Annotated in this window: 17 protein-coding genes; 4 read left to right on the top strand and 13 right to left on the bottom strand. The window is 49.8% G+C overall.

Going from position 1 to position 18,989, the window contains the following annotated elements; genetic code table 11:
* Positions 1-201 (top strand): transposase (locus EDC14_RS24495; RefSeq protein ID WP_207930788.1); only part of this gene is annotated, 201 nt, incomplete at its 5' end.
* Between the two features lie 215 nt (positions 202-416).
* Here the strand turns inward: EDC14_RS24495 and EDC14_RS24490 are convergent.
* Positions 417-647, bottom strand: coding sequence for a hypothetical protein (locus EDC14_RS24490; protein ID WP_132017424.1), 231 nt, complete (start codon positions 645-647; stop codon positions 417-419).
* On the opposite strand from EDC14_RS24490, the gene EDC14_RS24485 reads away from it, so the two are divergent.
* Positions 646-990, top strand: a complete 345-nt coding sequence (locus EDC14_RS24485; protein ID WP_132017422.1) for a hypothetical protein — start codon at positions 646-648, stop codon at positions 988-990. The two genes, EDC14_RS24490 and EDC14_RS24485, sit on opposite strands and share 2 nt — an antisense overlap.
* Before the next feature lie 163 nt (positions 991-1,153).
* On the opposite strand, the gene EDC14_RS24480 is transcribed toward EDC14_RS24485, so the two are convergent.
* The 12 genes from EDC14_RS24480 to EDC14_RS24425 all read right to left on the bottom strand — a co-directional run bounded on the left by EDC14_RS24480 (position 1,154) and on the right by EDC14_RS24425 (position 15,338).
* Positions 1,154-1,339, bottom strand: coding sequence for a hypothetical protein (locus EDC14_RS24480; RefSeq protein WP_132017420.1), 186 nt, complete (start codon positions 1,337-1,339; stop codon positions 1,154-1,156).
* Between the two features lie 49 nt (positions 1,340-1,388).
* Positions 1,389-2,396 carry an alpha/beta fold hydrolase gene (locus EDC14_RS24475; protein WP_132017418.1) on the bottom strand — a complete coding sequence of 336 codons (1,008 nt, stop codon included), beginning with the start codon at positions 2,394-2,396 and terminating at the stop codon, positions 1,389-1,391.
* A 63-nt stretch (positions 2,397-2,459) separates the two neighbouring features.
* Positions 2,460-3,233, bottom strand: coding sequence for an ABC transporter ATP-binding protein (locus EDC14_RS24470; RefSeq protein ID WP_132017416.1), 774 nt, complete (start codon positions 3,231-3,233; stop codon positions 2,460-2,462).
* A gap of 63 nt (positions 3,234-3,296) precedes the next feature.
* Positions 3,297-4,142 (bottom strand): ABC transporter permease, encoded by an 846-nt coding sequence (locus EDC14_RS24465; RefSeq protein WP_132017414.1) that lies wholly within the window; start codon positions 4,140-4,142, stop codon positions 3,297-3,299.
* 45 nt (positions 4,143-4,187) lie between these two features.
* Positions 4,188-5,180 carry an ABC transporter substrate-binding protein gene (locus EDC14_RS24460; RefSeq protein ID WP_132017412.1) on the bottom strand — a complete coding sequence of 331 codons (993 nt, stop codon included), beginning with the start codon at positions 5,178-5,180 and terminating at the stop codon, positions 4,188-4,190.
* 41 nt (positions 5,181-5,221) lie between these two features.
* Positions 5,222-6,241 (bottom strand): ABC transporter substrate-binding protein, encoded by a 1,020-nt coding sequence (locus EDC14_RS24455; protein WP_132017409.1) that lies wholly within the window; start codon positions 6,239-6,241, stop codon positions 5,222-5,224.
* 137 nt (positions 6,242-6,378) lie between these two features.
* On the bottom strand, positions 6,379-7,413 hold the full coding sequence (locus tag EDC14_RS24450; protein ID WP_132017407.1) for an ABC transporter substrate-binding protein: 1,035 nt from the start codon (positions 7,411-7,413) through the stop codon (positions 6,379-6,381).
* Positions 7,414-8,084: 671 nt separating this feature from the next.
* Entirely contained in the window at positions 8,085-10,256 is a 2,172-nt protein-coding gene (locus EDC14_RS24445; protein ID WP_132017405.1) for a tyrosine-protein phosphatase, read from the bottom strand.
* Positions 10,257-10,778: 522 nt separating this feature from the next.
* Complete coding sequence (locus EDC14_RS24440) at positions 10,779-12,176, bottom strand: sulfatase family protein (protein ID WP_132017403.1); 1,398 nt, start codon at positions 12,174-12,176, stop codon at positions 10,779-10,781.
* Positions 12,177-12,190: 14 nt separating this feature from the next.
* Positions 12,191-13,054 (bottom strand): carbohydrate ABC transporter permease, encoded by an 864-nt coding sequence (locus EDC14_RS24435; RefSeq protein WP_132017401.1) that lies wholly within the window; start codon positions 13,052-13,054, stop codon positions 12,191-12,193.
* A 12-nt stretch (positions 13,055-13,066) separates the two neighbouring features.
* Entirely contained in the window at positions 13,067-13,906 is an 840-nt protein-coding gene (locus EDC14_RS24430) for a carbohydrate ABC transporter permease (protein WP_243663108.1), read from the bottom strand.
* A gap of 154 nt (positions 13,907-14,060) precedes the next feature.
* Positions 14,061-15,338 carry an ABC transporter substrate-binding protein gene (locus EDC14_RS24425; protein WP_165908293.1) on the bottom strand — a complete coding sequence of 426 codons (1,278 nt, stop codon included), beginning with the start codon at positions 15,336-15,338 and terminating at the stop codon, positions 14,061-14,063.
* A 225-nt stretch (positions 15,339-15,563) separates the two neighbouring features.
* On the opposite strand from EDC14_RS24425, the gene EDC14_RS24420 reads away from it, so the two are divergent.
* Together EDC14_RS24420 and EDC14_RS24415 are read left to right on the top strand one after the other, a co-directional pair.
* Entirely contained in the window at positions 15,564-17,354 is a 1,791-nt protein-coding gene (locus tag EDC14_RS24420) for a sensor histidine kinase (RefSeq protein WP_132017395.1), read from the top strand.
* Positions 17,355-17,405: 51 nt separating this feature from the next.
* A complete protein-coding gene (locus EDC14_RS24415; protein ID WP_132017393.1) occupies positions 17,406-18,965 on the top strand; it encodes a response regulator transcription factor in 1,560 nt (519 codons plus the stop codon).
* The last annotated feature ends 24 nt before the right edge of the window (positions 18,966-18,989 follow it).

Raw genomic sequence — 18,989 nt, 5'->3', positions numbered from 1 at the left:
GTCAACCGTTCGATCCAAGTTGAAGGAGCTTTCGGAGTTCTGAAAGATGACTACAATTTCAATCGATTCTTAACCCGAGGAAAAGTGAACGTAAAAAATGAGTTTATCCTGCTCTGTCTCGGCTACAATGTGAATAAATTGCATGCCAAAATCCAGGGTGAACGACTTGGGCACCCGCTTCATCAATTGAAAACAGCTTAATTCCTTGCACGAAAAAGTCTAATATTCAAGGCTTATTTGAGTATGCCTAAAATTAACTCTTACTGAGATAAGGTAATTTTTGGTTTACTTCATTTGCTGGTTTTGTGACTTTTCATTAAAAAGGAAGTGTCGTTTATTACCTCTTTGGTAGTTTTGCGACACTCCCTTTTAAAAATCATAAAAAATTTATCCGATAGAGCCACCTCTGCCGGCTCTCACTCTTCCCCTTGCTCCTCTGCCAAAGGATATCCTCCGTATTTACGAATGTGCAACCAGTCCCGGTATTCCTCCTTATGGGGATTTTTGGCCAAAATCTCCCGCTCGTCAAGGTATTTTCGGGGGTTGGTACTTTGAAAAAATTCACGGTCTTCCCCCACCGGACAGATTCTGCCACAAAAATCGCAGGGATTGCGGAAGGCTTGACGTAAACGCTTCGAATTCGCCATGCGGGCGGTTTCTGAACATAGTTCTTCAGTAACTGAAGATGTTCATTCAGTTACTGAAGATGCTTATTCAGTTACTAAAGATGTTCATTCAGTTACCGAACATGTTCATTCAGTTACTGAACATGTTCATTTAGTTACTGAAGATGTCCATTCAGTTACTGAACACGTTCATTTAGTTACTGAACACGTTCATTTAGTTACTGAACACGCTCATTTAGTTACTGAAGATGTTCATTTAGTTACTGAAGATGTTCATTTAGTTACTGAAGATGTCCATTCAGTTACTGAACACGCTCATTTAGTTACTGAAGATGTTCATTCAGTTACTGAACATGCTTATTGAGTTACTGAAAGAAGTGATTCTCTTCCAAAAATCACCCGAAACACTGACTACGGTTTTGCCGGTTCTCTCCGATCGACTTACTCGTTGCAAATTCAGCTTTGATGGCTTGCAGTTTTTCTTGGTCCGTCAATAACAACGTGGTTATTGTCAATACTTTAGGCGCTTACGAGCAGTGCCGGATCCCCCGCCTCGGACTTGGCGCCAGTTTCAATTTACGGTTGCCGGCTCCGCTGTAACCGATGATGCCAAAGCTCTCGCCGTTGTCAATATGTAAGCTTACGCCGCGCAACGCTTCCAACCGGCTGTCCTTGGTGGCAAAAGTTTTTCGGATGTCTTGCAACTGAATCAATGCCATTCCCCCGTGTACTTGGGTTTCATATTGGGCTTTGATTTGGAAATCACGGACTGAGGTGTTTTCCCTTCCGTACGTTGGATGAAAAGAAATTCGACCTTGAGCTCAGGGAGCGATGTCGAGCCTTTCCGATAGGATCCGAATCCGTGAGGAATCGCAGCAGCGCTTGATTGACGATCTCCGGTTTTTCATAATGGGGCAGGTGTCCGGCGGCTTCAATCCAACTTAATTCCGATCCCAAAAGTGCTTGGAGCTTATGGGCGCCTTCTTTACGCAGGGTGCGGTCTTCGCTGCCCCAGATCTGCAACACCCGCTGGTGATGGCTCGCCATTTTTTGAAAATCAGCTTTCGGGTCGCGGCTGAGAAAGTGGCGGGCGGTGGATAACAAAGCGTGGCTGAAGCCTTTATACCGCATCTGCTCTCTGAACTTAAGCTCCCATTCGGGGAAAAATAGTTCGGGCCGGTAAAAATCCTGATACTGCTTTTTGGGAGTAGCCGGCACATAAAAACCGGCGGCGACGCATTCGCCGATCCCCGGAATGGCGAGCGGGCCGATGGGAAGCGGCTCCCATAGGGGGTCGAGCAGTACTATCTTCGCCACCAGTTCCGGAAAGTCGGCCGCGAAAGCGGCCACGATCGCTCCTCCCATCGAGGTTCCCACCAGATGAACCGGAGGCTTGAGCGAAAGCTCCGCAAGCAATTCCCGGAGCTGCCGTAGAAACAAGGCGCGATCATAACGGAGTTTCGGACGGTCCGAAAACCCGCGGCCATAAAGGTCGTAGCGGATCACCCGGAAGCCGCCCCGATTCAACGGCGTCACTACCCGATCCCACATATAATAGGGCACCGAATAACCATGAACCAGGATGACCGGCGGATCATCCGGTGCGCCCGAATCCTCATAGTGGGTCATGCCGTCCGAAAGCCGGACAAAACTACCCCCGGCCTGATTGCGGGCGATTTCATCAAGGACCTGACGTTCCGTCTGATGCAGCCAAGGTAAAAGAATACCCGGAATCAACCGGGTGACATTGACAATTTCCGAAGATTCCATGTTTAAAACCCCACTTGCTTTTCAGCTTCCTTTGGTTTTTCCGAGCATTTCTTATGAACGGTTTTATATTGAAAACGTGCCCATGCTCTCCTCAAGCGCATTATGTACCTGCTTCCGGATGGATACATAGTCCGCGGTATTCCGATCCCGCGGCCGTTCCAGCGCGATATTGAAAAGCGCCTTGATCTCGCCGGGCCGTCCGGTCATGACCGCCACCCGGTCCCCGAGATACACCGCTTCGTCGATATCATGGGTGATCAAAATCATCGTCGTTCTTTCGGCCAGCCAAATCCGCTCGATCTCCGCTTGCATGCGGACCCGGGTAATGGCGTCCAAAGCGCCGAACGGCTCATCCAGCAACAGAACTTTCGGCTGGTTCACCAGTGCCCGGGCGATGGCCGCCCGTTGGGCCATTCCCCCCGAAAGCTGGCTGGGGTAAACATGGCCGAAGCCTTCCAAGCCAACCTTCTCCAGATAACGTTGGACCTTACCTGCAATACCGGCTTCGCTGCCCTCCAGCCCCAGGGCGACATTTTCTTTTATCGTGAGCCATGGCAGCAGCCGGTGTTCTTGAAAAGCCATCCCTCGTCCCAGACTGGGACCGACGATCCGTTCTCCCTCTACCGTAATATTTCCCTCATAGTCCGTCTCCAAACCGGCGATCATCCGCAACAGAGTGGTCTTGCCGCAGCCGCTGGGACCCAGAATCGCCAGGAATTCGCCTTTCCGGACGTTCAGCGAGACCTTTTGCAACGCCAGAACATCTTTGGTGCGGGAATGAAAAGTCTTGGAGACATTTTCGATGGAAACCATCGCCGAATTATCCAGCTGAACCATTTGTAAACGACCTCTTTTTTCATTGATGTTCCCGCCGATTGGGGACGGGGCAAGCTCATCGATTTATTTCCCATTCCCCGCAAAGCCCTTGCGCCACCGCAACGTGGATGTCTCCAGCCATTTCAGCGAACGGTCCACCACCAGGCCGACGAGTCCGATGACCGCCATCAGGGCAATCAGCCCGTCGGTTTGAAAGAACTCTTTCGAACGCATCAGCGCATAACCGATGCCGCTCAGGCCGCCCAGCATCTCCGCGGCGACCACCGCCATCCAGGCGAACCCGGCGCCCAGGCGGATCCCGGTGAAGATCGAGGGCAAGGCCGAGGGGATGACTACTTTATGCAGAAATTTCCAGCGGTTCAACTCCAGGACGCGGGCCACTTCCACATACTCCTGGGGCACGCCGCGGATGCCTTGCAAAGTGTTGACGAAGACCGGCACAAAGACCGACTTGGCGATGATCACTCCTTTGGACAGTTCACCAATGCCGAACCATAGAATGATCAGTGGGATCCAGGCGAAGACCGGTATCTGACGAAACGCGTCAACCACCGGACTGACCAATCGCTCCACGAAGCGGGATAGGCCGCTCAAGATGCCGATCGCCAGCCCGATGAGCACGCCCCATAGAAACCCGTTCAACACCCGCAACGCCGAGGTGTCGAGGTCGCTCAGGAGCGTGCCGTCGGCCAGCAAACCGAGCAATGCGCTCCACACCCTGGCGGGCGACGGCAAGGCCGCGGGATGAAACAGTCCGATCCACGAGCAGATTTGCCACGTGACGATCAGCAGCACCGGAATGATGAACGACGCAGAACGCGTCGCCCATTCCCTCAGCCGGGGAAACTCCGGAAACTTAGCCAAATATCCCTGTAGAAACGATTGTTTCTGATTGATCTCCATACTCATATGGAATTGACCTCCATTCATGACTCCGCCGGCTCCGCACCGCCATCACTTGAAATATTTCTTGGCGAACAATTCCTTGAGATCCACCCGTTTATTGGCAGGAATATCTTGATGTTTGATGAGCCAATCCTGAGTCCGTTCGCTCTCAGTCACCAACTTTTGATAGGATAGCTCATTGCCCCAAGTGGCACTGGAACGTTCCCAGGCAAATTTGGAGATGGCCGCCGGGACGCGGCGGTTCTTCTCGACGATCCGCGCGGCTTCGTCCTGATTCTTCAGGATCCATTTGCGGGTCTGGTCCTGAATTTTGATGTAGAGTTTGAGCACATCCGGGTATTTCTCAGCGACTGAGCGCAGGGTGAAAGCGACGGTGATCCCGCCTCCGTTCACATAATTAGAATCCTTGGCCGGATAAGCGATCTCTCGGGCCAGGCCCTGCAGAATCAGCGGAGCGGCCTCAATATGCGGATGGACGGCGATGGCATCCACTTCTTTGGAGAGCAGTACCGTCTTATATTCGGTAGCCGGAATATTCACAAACTTGATATCGGAGAGATCCCAATTGTGCTGCTCAAGCTGTTCGAAGAGCACCATGTAGGGGCAGCCCAATCGCCAGGCGGCCACCTTCTTCCCTTTGAGATCATCAAAAGTCTTGATCGGCGAATCCGCCGGAACGACAATGCTGGCAATCTTGGGTTCCGGATGTTTCGAGGCCTGCACCACCACGATGTCAAATCCGGCGCTCTTGGCGAGGATGGCGGGGTATAACATCCGTTGCGCGATATGCAGATCGCCGCGTTCGAAGAGAATCCCTTCGTTGCCCACGCCATACTCGGTGATCTCGAATTTGGTGCCGATTTTGGCAAAGGCTTGATCGAGCCAGCCTTTCTCCCTGGCCACATATTGCCAGTCCTGGGCACCCGCCTTGAAGACGGCCAGCTTTTCCTCACCGTAACTCAAGCCGGCGGCCGAAATAAACAACAGAACCGCTGCGAAAAAAAGCAACCTCTGGAATAACACCGTTTTCAACTCTTTCATGATGTAAATTCTCCTTTCCAATGTTGAGGATCGAGCCGGGTTCAGACCGCAGTTGTCTGAGCACGCTGCAGCTCATCGATAGCAGTATTCAGGAAGCTGGAGTCCAGCCATTTTTCGAGGGCGAAATCGCGCTCAATATACCCATGATCCAGCAAGAAGCGTTTCTGGCTCTCTAAAGCCAGCAGTCCCTGCCCGGATGTCTGCGGCGCCAAATGCAAGTGAAAGTCGGCTGGACGCGCCGCCGCCACTTGGGCGGGGGTTCCGGAAGTTTGTTCAGCAAAGATGGTCTCCACCTCGGCCCGGTTGGTCCTAGCCCATTCCGCCGCCTTGACGATCTGTTTGAGGTAGGCGACCACCACCTCCGGCGCTTCCTCGGCCAATTTCCGGCTGACCGTGAGGACGATGGGATTCTCGTTGCTGATCGGCCAGATGAGGGAAGGATCGGCGCTGAACTCAAAAACAGACCGGACTCTGCCGCTGTCCAGCAACGACTGCACCCAAGTGCCACCGTAATAAACCGCGTCCACCCGGCCGCTTTTCAATGCCTCCAGGGCAAAGGTTTCGCGATGACCCCTGCCTTGTTCGACCAGGATTTCGATGAAGTCCACCTCGGCGGGGATTAAGCCCCGGGCCATTAAAGCGGTCTCAAACCCCCGCTCAATGGTGGCTTTCCAGAAGTCAATCAATGCATTGGCGCTGCGGGTCACGCCCAGCCTTTTATGGCGCAATTGCTCCACCGATTGCAGCGGTGAGTCCGCCCGGACCAGAATGGACTGCTTCCAGGTCAAAAAGGTCCATCCCAGCAGCACCGGTTCTGCGCCGCGCGATTTGGCCCAGATGGGCGGGATGTTGCCGCCCTCCCGGAACAAAGCCGGATCTTCATAAGTAAAATGAACTTTCCAACGGTCTTGCGGCAGCGTCTGCAATTTTACTGCTGCCGCCCCGGCCGCCGCCAGGCCTTCAACCAGCCAACCCTTGCTGGCTGCAATATAACTGGCATTCCCCACCGGACAAATGCTATAAAGAATTTCGCGCGGTCCCGGCTTTCCTTTCGTAGTCATGACATCCCCTCCTCATGAATCCATCGCCGAATATCCTATATACAACGACATTATTTGAATCAAAGGATTTGCGAAAAAACGGTCAAGCGTTCGTTATTTTCGCAAATCATATACACTAAGGATTAATGTCGTTGCATCTAGATCGCCGATTCCAGAATGCTGTCCAGCGCCTGGCGGGCTTCTTTCAGGAAGCGATCATCCGCCCATTTTTCGACGGCAAAGGTTTGAGTGATATAACCGTGGTCGTATAAAAACCGCTGCTGGCTTTCAAGCGCCAAAAAGCCCCGTTTTGAAAGTTCCGGTGTCAGTTTCTGATGAAAGTCGGCGGGCCGGGCGGCGGCGACTTGCGCCGGCGTACCGAAGGTCTGCTCGGCGAAGATTCGCTCTACCGCGCCGCGGTTGGTTTTGGCCCATTCTGCGGCCCGTAATACCTGCTTAACGTATTCGACCACGATCTCCGGCGCCTCCTCGGCCAGCGGCCGGCTTACCGTGAGGATGATCGGGTTATCGTTGCTGAGCGGCCAGATCAACTCGGGATTGGCGCTGATTTCGAAGATGGCGCGGACTTTGCCGGTCTCCAGCAAGGTCTGGACCCAGGTGCCGGTGTAAAAGATCGCATCCACTTCCCCGTTGAGCAAGGCCTCACTCTCCCGTTCGCCCGGCCGGCTCCAGGTTTTGGTCCGCCTGGCGCGGTAGTCGTCGGCTAATTCCAGGAAACGAACCTCGGCCCCGGTGACACCTCGCGCCGCCAGAGCGGTTTCGAAGCCCCGCTCCGCAGTGGCTTTCCAGAAGTCAATCGGCGGATAGCCCGGGTTTACCGGGATACCCAATCGTTTTCCGCGCAACTCTTCCACCGCTTGAATGGGCGAATCCACTCGCACCAGGATGTACTGCTTCCAGTCCAGGAAGGTCAAACCGAGCAACACCGGTTCGGCGCCATTCGTCTTGGCCCAGGTGGGAGGGATATTTCCGCCCTCCCGGAACAGGGCCGGTTCCCGATAGGTAAAGTGAGCGGCCCAGCGTTCTTGGGGCAGGGTCTGAAGCCGGGTGGCGGTGACTCCCATTCCGGCCAGGCCCGCCGCGAGCCAGCCCTGATGCGCTGCGATGTAACTGGCATTCCCCACCGGGCAGATAGTGTAAAGGATTTCTTTGGCAGCGGCTTGCGTCGTCATGATGATTCTCCTTTCATTCTCCAGATATCGGTTTCCCCGAATAAAAAAGACTAAGCCATCATACCTGTGGTTCTCGCTTTTCACAGGCATCCGCTTAGTCTCCAGTTTTCTGGTCAACTAAAATGATTCGAACCCGATGTGGTAATGAGATCAAAAGACCCCATATCGTCATCGCATTCAATCTAAATTTATAAATTCCTATCTACTTACTATGATATATTTATATTAATGGGATTACGCTGATTTGTCAAGACGAATCTTTGTTAAAATAAAGATTCGTGTGATAAATGAGCCCTTGAGCCGCGTCCGCGAACCGGATTATCCCATGAAATCTCAGGGTGGCCAACGAATCATCGTTGAGACAGCCGTTACGAAAATGGCCAGCTCCGTTGTTTTCGATTCAATTATATGGTCCAAGACCCAAAATCCGAGGTGATCCTATGAGTCTCTTTCCAGTTACAAGTGCGATGACTTAATATAAAATCACACCGGTGTGTTAAACCTGCCGGTATGATTTTATATCATAGCAACTAAATATATTAGGAGTGTAGGGGTTGTGAGCTTAAAAAAACAAACGTGGTTTTCCAGCCAACCTAAAGACAAACCCGCTCGGCGGGTTTGTCTTTAGGTTGCGGCGGCTTTCAAACCATACTATTGCTTCTCGCCAGTTATCAGTGTTTCGTCGAAAGATTCGTTTTTAATGCCTCAATCTGTTTCGCCGTCATACCGCCTGACAGAAGATATTTCTGGGCGGCTGTCGCCAGATCCACTTTATCGAGATCAGCGGTTCCCGCGATAAACTTAAGCATCACAAGGACATCGCCCGAAATCACGCTGTACTTGTCGGTGCCTTTTTGAACGCCATAATAATTAATATAACTTTGCAGATAATCTTCCACGATCTCATTCTGCGAGGCGCCCATTAACGATTCAAGCAATGCCGCAAAAAAGCCGGCGCGATCCTTCCCTTCGGTGCAATGGAAGAGATAAGGCCCTTGATTCTCCGCCATGAACACCAGCGCTTTAATGATACCCGCCTTAAACTCCGGGCTGGTATAGGCAAGCCCCATATTCAAACATAATACCCGATCATTCTTAAAAAGCTCCGCATAGTACGGGGATGCAAAATCCTTAGCCGCAAGATAAGTCTTGATATTCTCGGGGGAATCGGCGAGATTGATAACTGTATTTACTTTTGCTTCCTTCATGAGATGATCCGCATAGGAAGCGCGGCCCAGTTCGTTATTGATCGGGCTCGAACTACGGTAAAGCACGCCTCCCGCAATCTTGCCCACTGTAATATTGCGGAAATTGGCGAAGACCTCATCGGAAGGATAATCGGCACGGTTATTGGTGCGCTTTAACTTACGAATCTCGTACTGGGTGAGGTATCCTGCGCGGCCGGTCAGCATAATCGTAACTCGATCACCCACTTTGACGTGAGCGATCTCATTCAGTTTTCCATAATTGATACACACCGCGATATTGGTTTGTCCCGGATAGGCGCGGACCAGGGGTTTACCGGGATCGACATAGTAACCGTCCAGAAATGGCGCCTCAAGCACAAAACCGTTATCAAAGATCGCTGTTACCATATCGCCGGCTTTAAAGCCTAACTTGTAGAAATCTTCAATCGAAATCTCCGTTAAGGCATGACCGTATTTTTCGATCTCTTTGACCTTGCCTGAGACTTTTGGCGTTTTATAAACGGAATCCGCTGAAAGCTTTTTCTTCAGCGCGGCAATCTCATTGGAGGTCATCCCGCATTTTTTGAGATATTTCTCACTCGCCGCCGCCAGATTGACCTTGGAAATGTCGGTTCCCTTCGGATAGCCGCAAACCACTGTGGTCAGTGAAGTCACGATATTGCTGTTTGCAATGGAGGTATACTGCTCGCTCTCTTTTTTGACTCCGTAGTAGTTCTCGTAGGTCGTCATATAATCGGCGACCACTTCGTCAAGCTTGGCTCCCATCAGGGACTCCAAGACGGCGCTGACAAAACCGGCCCGGTCTTTCCCCTCGGTGCAGTGGATGAGATAAGGTCCGTTATTTTTGCTCAAGAAACGGAGACCCTCGGCCAATTTCTTCCCGAAGTCCTTCCCGGCAAGATTTACGTCCATATTCAAAGCTTTCACTTTGCCCGCATCATAAAGCGACTTGTAATAGTCGGAAGCAAAATCCTTGGATTCGAAATACCCTTTAATTTCTTCGTCGGAATCCGCCAAATTGAGGACGGTCCCGATTCCGACCGCCTTGGCCAGCGCATTGGCATAGGCCGCGCGGCCCAATTCATTATTTACCGGGCTGCTGCTCCGGTATAACACAGCGGGTTTAATTCCGGTCGTTGCAATGCTGCGGAAATTGGCAAATATTGAATCCGTTGCATAATCAGAGCGGACATTGGTGCGTTTCAACTGACGGAGCTGATACTCCGAAAGATAACCTTCCTTTTCCGCCAACGAGAATGTTACCTTATCGCCTACTTTGACATTATATTGGGTGGAAAAGTTACCCATGTTGATGGCGACAATGAGTAAATTATTGGCCCTGTCATCGCGGACTACCAGGCTTCCGGTGTCGACATCGCTATACGAGGTACAGAAGGGTATTTTAAGTACATTGACCCCCGCTGTAACTTTGAGGATATCCCCTAACTTATAACCCGCATCATAAAGGGCTTTCGGTTTGATATCCATCGTCAGGTTGCCGTATTTTTGCACCTCGGCGACGATTCCCACGACGTCCGTAGAGCTGTCGGCCGCCATGACTGTCATGGATAGTGAAAACGCCATCACCATCACGGCAACCATAAGGAACGAAATAATTCTCTTTGCCTGTTTCAATCTCTTTCCTCCTTAAAAAATTTTGTATATTGGGATTTGTAAAACATATAAAAAATTGATACAACTGATTTTTTAACTTCCAGGGCGGATTTTCCTCCGTTTGGAAGTTTATCCTTAGATTAAGAGAGTGTTTCGATAATATTAAGGAGATTTCCTGCCTAAATTTTTAACGTCCCGCCCTTCGCATTTTTAAAAGCCAAAAAACGAAAAACCCGCGGAATTTAATCGCGAGTTTTTTCAATTATTGATAAACTTAAAATGATCGATGGCAGTCGTCGCCGGAGATGTTGATAACCAAAATGAACTCCGGCAAGAGCCGTTTGAGTTGGTTTCATCCCAAAACATCCGTTGAAAGTCCCAACCTTATGAACTGCTCCTCCGGAGCATCGTGTCGCACCAGTTCATTCATTAACGCCGCGACCAGTTTTTGTTCCAGGACAGGATCTTGGACTGGCCGTTCCTGCCGGTAATCTTCTCGCAAATTATAGATTCGGTTGTGTTTGATCAATTCCCCGATCGGATTCAACCTTTCATGACACTTATCAGCTCCGGCGTATTCTCCCCGGCCTCGGCCATCCGGCGCTTCAAGATTTCAGCCAGGTTGTCCCGGATCACTTGATAATCAGGGTTTCCCATCAGATTATTTTGCTCATAGGGGTCATTTTCAAGATCATATAAGTATTGATCGACATAAACATCGCTGCAACTTTCAGTCCAGGCATTTTTCTCCGGCGCGTAAACGCAGTATTTCCAACGCTTGGTACGGATGGCCCTGGCCACCCAGGATTCACTGATCTGTAGAAAGACTTCCTCCGGCCAATCTGTTGCCGTTCCCGATACCAGATCTTGGAGGGGTCGGCCATGCATAGATTCAGGCTTGCTGATTCCAGCGCAAGCCAGTAAGGTTGACGGCAGATCGATCAGGCTTACTAGATCTTTTATCACCTTGCCTCCTTCGAAACCGGGGCCCCGGATGATCAGGGGTATCCGGATGCAGCCGTCGTGGCAGGAACGTTTATAATCATCATAGTGAGCCCCTTGCAAGCCACGGTTTCTGGTTCGAAAATGCGAACCGTGATCACTGGTAAAAATAATCACCGTATTATCTTCAATCCCGAGCTGATTGAGCTTTTCTCGAATTCGCCTCAAATTATCATCCAGGCTGTGAATGCAGCCAAGGTAGTCAGGATAATTCTCCGGCCAGTCTCCTTCGGCGCCGGCAAGATCGCCGGGTGGAATGAAGTTCTTGAACTTCTCCTTGGATCCGTGCGGTCCCTCATAACGATGGTGGTCATTTTGATGATGCGGTTCAATATACGACAGAAACAGCATGAAGGGCTGATCTTCCTTGCCCCAGCGCTCCAAGACGTCAAGAACCCAATCGGTCTGGACATCGGCGCGGTAACGGCCGGGAGGAAACTCTTTGACCCGGTTGTCTTTATCAAACATATGCCCGTCATAGGCATGAGAAGTAAACTCCAACACATCCGAGGCGATCCATTCATCGTTCCAGCCCCCGCGGTGAGTTAATGGAACCGGCTTCGTCTTGAAATCGTAAACAATGCCATTTTGCGGCCGATCTTCGCCGGAAGAATCCGAATTATTGGAAGCAAGGTGCCATTTGCCAATATACCCAACCTTATAGCCCTGCTCGGAGAGGTGATGAGCAATGGTCTTCTCGCCCAGCGGCAATCCGATATCGTTCCGAAAGCATCCGGTCTCCGTGGCATACTTCCCGGTTTGAAGGCAGGATCGGGCCGGCCCGCATACTGGTTGACAAGTAAAAGCATTCATAAAGATAACGCCGTCCCCGGCCATTTGATCAAGGTTGGGGGTCACCGGAAGCGGTTGGCCGTAACAACCGCAAGTATCCCAACGTTGCTGGTCGGTAAAGAAAAAGATAATATTCGGTTTATTCATGGCTTCCTCTCCTTTTAACCCTTAATCCCGGTGGTCACAATCCCCTCGACAAAGTATTTCTGAAGCGTCAGGAAGATGATTAACAATGGTAGCACGATCAACGTAGTGGCCGCCATCATCAAGGTCCACTGGACGTTGGTCTCATCCCGGAACAAAGTCAGGGCCAGCTGGACCGTTTTCATCTTATCGCTGACCGTGATGATCAGGGGCCAAGTGTATTCATTCCAAGTGGAAGTGGTTTTCAGCACAATTAAAGTCGCCAATACCGGCTTACTGAGCGGCAGATAAATGTATAAATAAGTTTTTAAACTGGTTAAGCCGTCGATGCGGGCCGCATCATCCAGCGACTTGGGAAAGTTCAGGTAAAACTGGCGGAATAAAAACACCCCGAAAGAGCCGGCGATATAAGGAATGATCAGCCCCATATACGAATCAACCCAACCCATGCCTCCTTGGCCGAACAGATCGTTTCCCCCCGCCAGCGGTACATGTTTCAGAATCAGAAAAACCGGAATCATCGTGACTTGCTGTGGCACCATCAGCCCAATCAAGCTGATGAAGAATAGGAGATCCCGCCCTTTGAATTCGAGTCTGGCAAAGGCGAACCCGGCGACGGAATTGATGATCAGGCTCACGACCACGGCCACTGCAGTGATGAAAAAGGAGTTAAAGAAGTATCTGCCCCAGTTGCCGGTGGTCATGGCCTCGATATAGTTGAAGAAGGCCCATTGCTTGGGAATGAAAGTGAAGTTCGGGGCTAAAACTTCACCCATGGTCTTGAATGAAGTCACCAGCATGATTAGAAAAGGAACCAGAATTATCAGGGATAAAACCAGCATGATAATGGAGATCAACCGGTTTAAGCTTTGTTCATTCATTGTCCGTCACCCTCACCCTATGTCCAGATCGGCGCCCTGGTTGCTATATTTAAAATTGAGTGTCGTCAAAACCAGCACGATCAATAAGAGCACTACCGATAACGAAGCCGCGTAACCCATTAAGAAATCGAAAAAGGCCCGGCTGTAAATTTGATGCACTATCGTGGTCGTCGCATTCATGGGTCCGCCGCCAGTCATGACGTTGACTTGCTCGAAAACATTGAAATTATTGATGATCCCGGTAACCAGGAGAAAAAAAGTGACCGGAGTCAACATCGGCAGGGTGATATGGATAAACTTTTGGAACCCGTTGGCCCCGTCCACCGTGACCGCCTCATAAAGATAGCCCGGGATCCCCTGTAACCCGGCTAGAAAGACCACCATATAGTAGCCGGTATACTTCCAGATACTCATCACAATAATGCTCCCCAGGGCCGTATTGACGTCAAACAGCCATTGGCGGCCCCCGATTCCGAACCATCCCAAGGCTTGGTTGACGATGCCGTGGGATGGTTCATACAGCCACAGCCAGACCATGGACACCGCCACCATCGAGGTGACATTCGGCAGATAAAAGCTGGTCCGGAAGAACTTCAAACCCGTCAGTTTGCGGTTCAAGACGATTGCCAGCAGTAATCCCAGCGTCATCGTGAAGATCAAGGTGAAAAAGGTATAAATGGCAGTATTCTTGAGCGAAACCCAGAAGAACCTGTCGGTCATGAGATTGAGATAGTTTTTGACGCCGATAAAAGACATCTGGTCCAGGTTGTAATTGGTGAAACTCAACCCAATATTGACGATGATCGGAATGATCACGAATACCGTAAAAAAGAGATAAAAGGGTAGTATCAAAAAATATCCGGATCTGTTATCAACCAATTTGCTACGCAAATTCATCACCTTTTCCCAAGCATTTCCTTGATGGCTTTAAACGATCCATACAGCCAAGGCGGTCCGTATGCTAAAGGCGGCTCTTTGGGCCGCCTTTAGCCTGATTTATTTCGGTTTATTGCAGGTTAAACTTCTTCAACTCGTCTTCCAGGGCTTTTTGGGCTTCGTTCAAAGCCTGCTGGGCGGTCATCTTCCGGTTTAAAGCCACTTCATAAGCCTGCTCAGCATATTTGATGTACAAGGATATCCATGGCACGACTGCTTTTCCTTTACCGAACTCAACATATTCCAAAACAGTTTTGTTGGCCGGGTCGAGCTTGATGAAGTCTTGCGTCATTGACTTACGGACCACCGGCGTTGCGAGATCGATCATCCGTTTTTTCATCTGTTCCTTGCTCATGAAGAATTGAATCAATTTCCATGCCTCATTCTTATGTTTGCTTTCCTTGCCGATCACGAACAAACGGTAGCCGGCAAAAGCCTTCTTTACCTTTCGCTTCAGGACCGGGGCGATCGCCATCTTATCCTTGAGAGCCGGATTGGACTCCATAAATTTGGCGATCTGATTGGGTGTCAAAAATGACATCGCCGCTCTGCTACTCATGAAGGGGAAAGTGTCCCCTTTTTGGAAGTCAAACGGAATGCTCACTTTCTTGGCGTACAGATCGGCCAGGAATTGAATGGCCTCCGCCGCGGCCCGGTCATTGAATCGTGGTTTCTGCCGCTTCTCGTCAATGACCACGGAGCCGTTCTGGCGCATAAACTGTTCCGGGAAGGTAAAGGCGTCGACCATCGGGAGATCAAAGCCGGCCCGGATGACATTGCCGTTCTCATCTTTCTTGGTGAGCTTCACCGCGTAATTGGCCAACTCTTCCCAAGTCGTCGGCGGTTTGTTCGGGTCGAGCCCGGCCTCCTGGAAATAATCCTTCCGGTAAACCAACATCGTCGGCGATGGGCAAAAACCCAATCCGATCAGTTTCCCTTTATATTTTCCCATCTCGTAAACACTATCAAACAGATCGTTTTTCCCATCCCATTTCTTTACATAGCCTTCCAATCCGGCAAATTCGTTCCGCGCGCCCCGGCTGCCGATAAACATCAGATAGGCGGCGAAGACATCCGGGTACGTACCGCTTAATTTGGCGGCGTTTAACTTGGTCTCGATGTCCTGGCCATTCGAGGGAGTCACCGTGAGTTCCACTTGAATATCGGGATTGGCGGCCTCGAACTCTTTCACCGCGCCTCTCCAATATTCCACCCAGTTGTTACTTTCGCCCGGAACCCAGAAACTCAACTTAACCGCCGGTCCTTTCGACTCAGCCGGCGCGTTGAATCCGACCGCCATGCCCACCAGTATGACGAGACAGGTCAAACCGATTAAAATTCTTTTCACGCTTCTCGAACCTCCCTTGTTTTTCGCAAAACTCCTTAATAATATTTTTACATGGATAACATCCATTTGAAAAGAAAGGATATTTGGCTTTTATCTCGAAATATTTGTTGCAAAATCATAACATTATTCTTAAAAAATTAAGTTGATCTCTCAAAATATTTGGATCACCCGTCACCCGCCGTACCCCCGTCCAAATTTTGCATACAACTGTCCGGAGAATAGCGAATGAAAGCCGTAAAACTGAAACATTTTCTGCTCAATAAAAAAAGTATTTTCAGCAAAATTCTTCTTTCTTACCTGCTAGTGATTATCCTCCCGGTTACCTTGATCGGTTTTTTTTCATTTAAGGCCTCCGAACAGATTATCAGTCAACAGATCAGCCTGTTAAATTCTAATACGATCAATCAGGTCGCAAAGAATATCGGTTTTCTACTAGACCAAGTCATCGCCGTGGTCAATGTCTGCAATCAGAATAGCGACTTGGAAACGGATCTCAATAAACGGCAGGCCGATCCTTACCTGCGGCTCAAGAATAGCCAAAAAATTCAGGCCAAAATACAAAACTACTCCTATGCCCTGGGTTGGATGAAATATCAAATGATATTGATCGGCGCCAATGGGGATATCTATGCCATCCCCGATGGAATCAGCCGAATTACACCCGTCAACATCGCCCGGCACGGCTGGTATCCTCAAATGTTGCAAGATCCGGAACGGATCCTGTGGCTGTCCACCCGTCCCAGCTTTTTAAAAGGCGATGACGACAAATACTTTACCGCAATCAAACCGTTGCAAAACGGCTACTCCAAAAATCATTACGGAATCCTGCTGTTAAGCATAGCCGAATCCAACCTCTACGATATTTACCAGGACTCCTTGAACAACGGCAATCAAATGATGATCATCGATTCCCGGGGCCGGATTATCTCTCACGCCAAACGGGAGAAGGTGGGAGAAATCAGCTCCGAACGCCGACAACTTTTGAAACTGGTCCGGAACAAATCCCAAAATCGTCAAATCATTGCGCTCCATCATGGAAAATACATCTTCAACTATAAACAAGTCGCCGGCACCGACTGGTATATCATCAATATCATCCCCTTGACGGCCTTCTCCAAGGATATCTATGCTCTCGGATTAAAAATTCTGCTATTATCCTTAGGCAGCATCCTGCTGGCTCTGGCCGCGGCTTTATTCATATCCCGGAAAATCGCCATGCCTTTAATCAACTTGAGCGCCAGGATTAAAAACCGTCACCGGAGCGAAGCGGCCGCCGCCAAATCCAGCTTCATGGATGAGATGGATATTGTAAGCAAGGAGTACGATCATATCGTTGGGGAACTGGAAAAAACCATCAATAACCTGGTCAAAGAACAGGAAGAAAAACGAAAAGTGGAGTTGCAAGCGTTGCAAGCCCAGATCAATCCCCATTTTTTATATAACACGTTGAACTCCATCAAATGCCTGGTCTGGACCGGCCAGGTCGAATTGATTGAACCGACGATTAACGCTCTGGTCAACCTGTTGGAGCAGACGATCGGCGGGAAGGACGACGAGTTGATCCGCCTCGAAGATGAGCTGAACAATATCCGTAGCTATATGTACATTCAAAATATCCGCTTACATTGTGAGATCCAACTGTTGTTCAAGGTTCCGCAAGACTTGAGCCAGTATAAAATTCCCAAATTGTTGCTCCAGCCGATTATCGAAAACGCCGTTTTTCATGGGATCGAGCCCAAAAACAAACCGGGCCGCATTTATATCTATTGTACGGAAAACGATTCAGCGTTGAAAATCGAAGTCCTCGACGACGGGATTGGGATGGACCGGGAGACCATCGCCAATATTTTCAGCGGCAAACATCATATCTCCAACCGGTTCAGCGGCATCGGCCTTAAAAATGTCGATGAACGGCTCAAACTATATTTCGGCTCGCAATTTGGCCTGGCGATCGAGAGTGAGGTCGGGGTCGGCACATCGGTAGTGTTGATGCTGCCGAAATCGGACAAGAGCTGATTCTGGATTTACATTAAGAAATTGGAAATATTTCAGCGAGGATTGGGCGGCATGTGTAAAATTATTATCGTAGATGATGAAAAGCTGCTTCGTCAAGGCTTTATTCATATGACCGACTGGTCGGAATACGGGTTCCGAATTATCGGGGAAGCGTCGAACGGCAGCGAGGCTTTGCGGTTGATCGAAGAGAATCATCCGGATATCGTGGTCACCGATATCCGGATGCCGGTCATGGACGGCATTGAACTGACCCGGATCATCAAAGCAAGATTCCCAGCCATTCAGGTGATCATTTTAAGCAGCTACAATGATTTTGATTACGTCCGGGAAACCTTGACGCTGGGCGCGTTGGATTATCTCTTAAAACCGAAGATGGAGTATAAGGAATTATTAAATCTCCTGGAAAAGGCCAGGCAAAAAATTGCCGCTTCGGAAGGCCGGTCCGGGCAGGAAACTGTACCTTCCGAAGTCCGGTTTGAGCATCTGCGCCATATTTTCCTGAAGAACCTGGTCTCCAACGGTCACCTGGATCCGGCCACCATTCAGGAAAACCTAAAACGCCATGCGCTTGATTTCGATGAATCGAACCTGCTCCTCTTCTATCTCCTCTTTGACCGGAACATTGACACGATGGAGTATTGCGGGATCGAAACCGATTTAAAAGCGGTCTTTGGATCTGCTTTGGCCGCCTGTCCTTTTTTATATGATGAACAAAGTTACGTCCTGATTCTCCAATCGGTTTCCAATTCCCCGGACCATTTCGGCCGGAAAATCATCGCCCAGCTGCAACAGGACTATGGTTTAAACCTATGGGTGATCGCCGGCGAACCCTTTGCCGGTTTCCAAAATATCCATCCGAACTTCCAGCGACTTTTGGAACTGAGCCGGTTCTGTTTTTATGGGGAATACAACAAAGTGCTAAAGAGCGCTGATCTGCCAAACTGTGTTTCCTTAGTTGAGTTTGATCAGAAAAAACTGAACCCGGCCATTGAAAAACTGGATTTTAACGCTCTCTATGCGCAAGTGGCGGCGATCCCGGAAGGGGCGCTCGCGGCCGGCAAATATATTGACCCTTATACCTTGAAAAAATTCTTTTCGGAAGTCTGTTATTACTTGATTCATAAATTGAATGAATTGAAGCTTGATTCGGAGGAAGTCAATAAAAAGAAGTTTACCTACTTCAAGAATCTTGAGACAACCCATCATTATCACGGGCTATTGCAGATCTTCCGGACGATCCTCTTGGAGATCGAAGCGCTCGCCACAGTCCGAAAAGAATCCTGCAGCCCGCTGATCCGCCGGATTATCGATTATATCAAGCAAAACTACGCCGCCGACATTTCCCTGAACTCGGTGGCCGAGCGCTTTCATATGAATAAAAGCTACCTTTGCCAACTCTTTAAACAGCAGACCGGGGAGAATTTCAATGATTACCTGGTCGCGATCCGGATTGAAAAGGCCAAGGAATTGCTGCGCGAGCCAGGACATAATGTTTATACCGTGGGTAATCGGGTGGGATATTTCAATCCCAGTTATTTTGGGCAAGTATTTAAAAACGCCGTCGGCATGACTCCCTCGGAATATGGGAAGCTCTTTGGCAGGAAAGACTGATCAAAAAGGCCTTAACCTTTGAAT

Source organism: Hydrogenispora ethanolica, assembly GCF_004340685.1.
Lineage (GTDB): Bacteria > Bacillota > UBA4882 > UBA8346 > UBA8346 > Hydrogenispora > Hydrogenispora ethanolica.
This window is presented reverse-complemented; position numbering and strand designations above follow the sequence as displayed.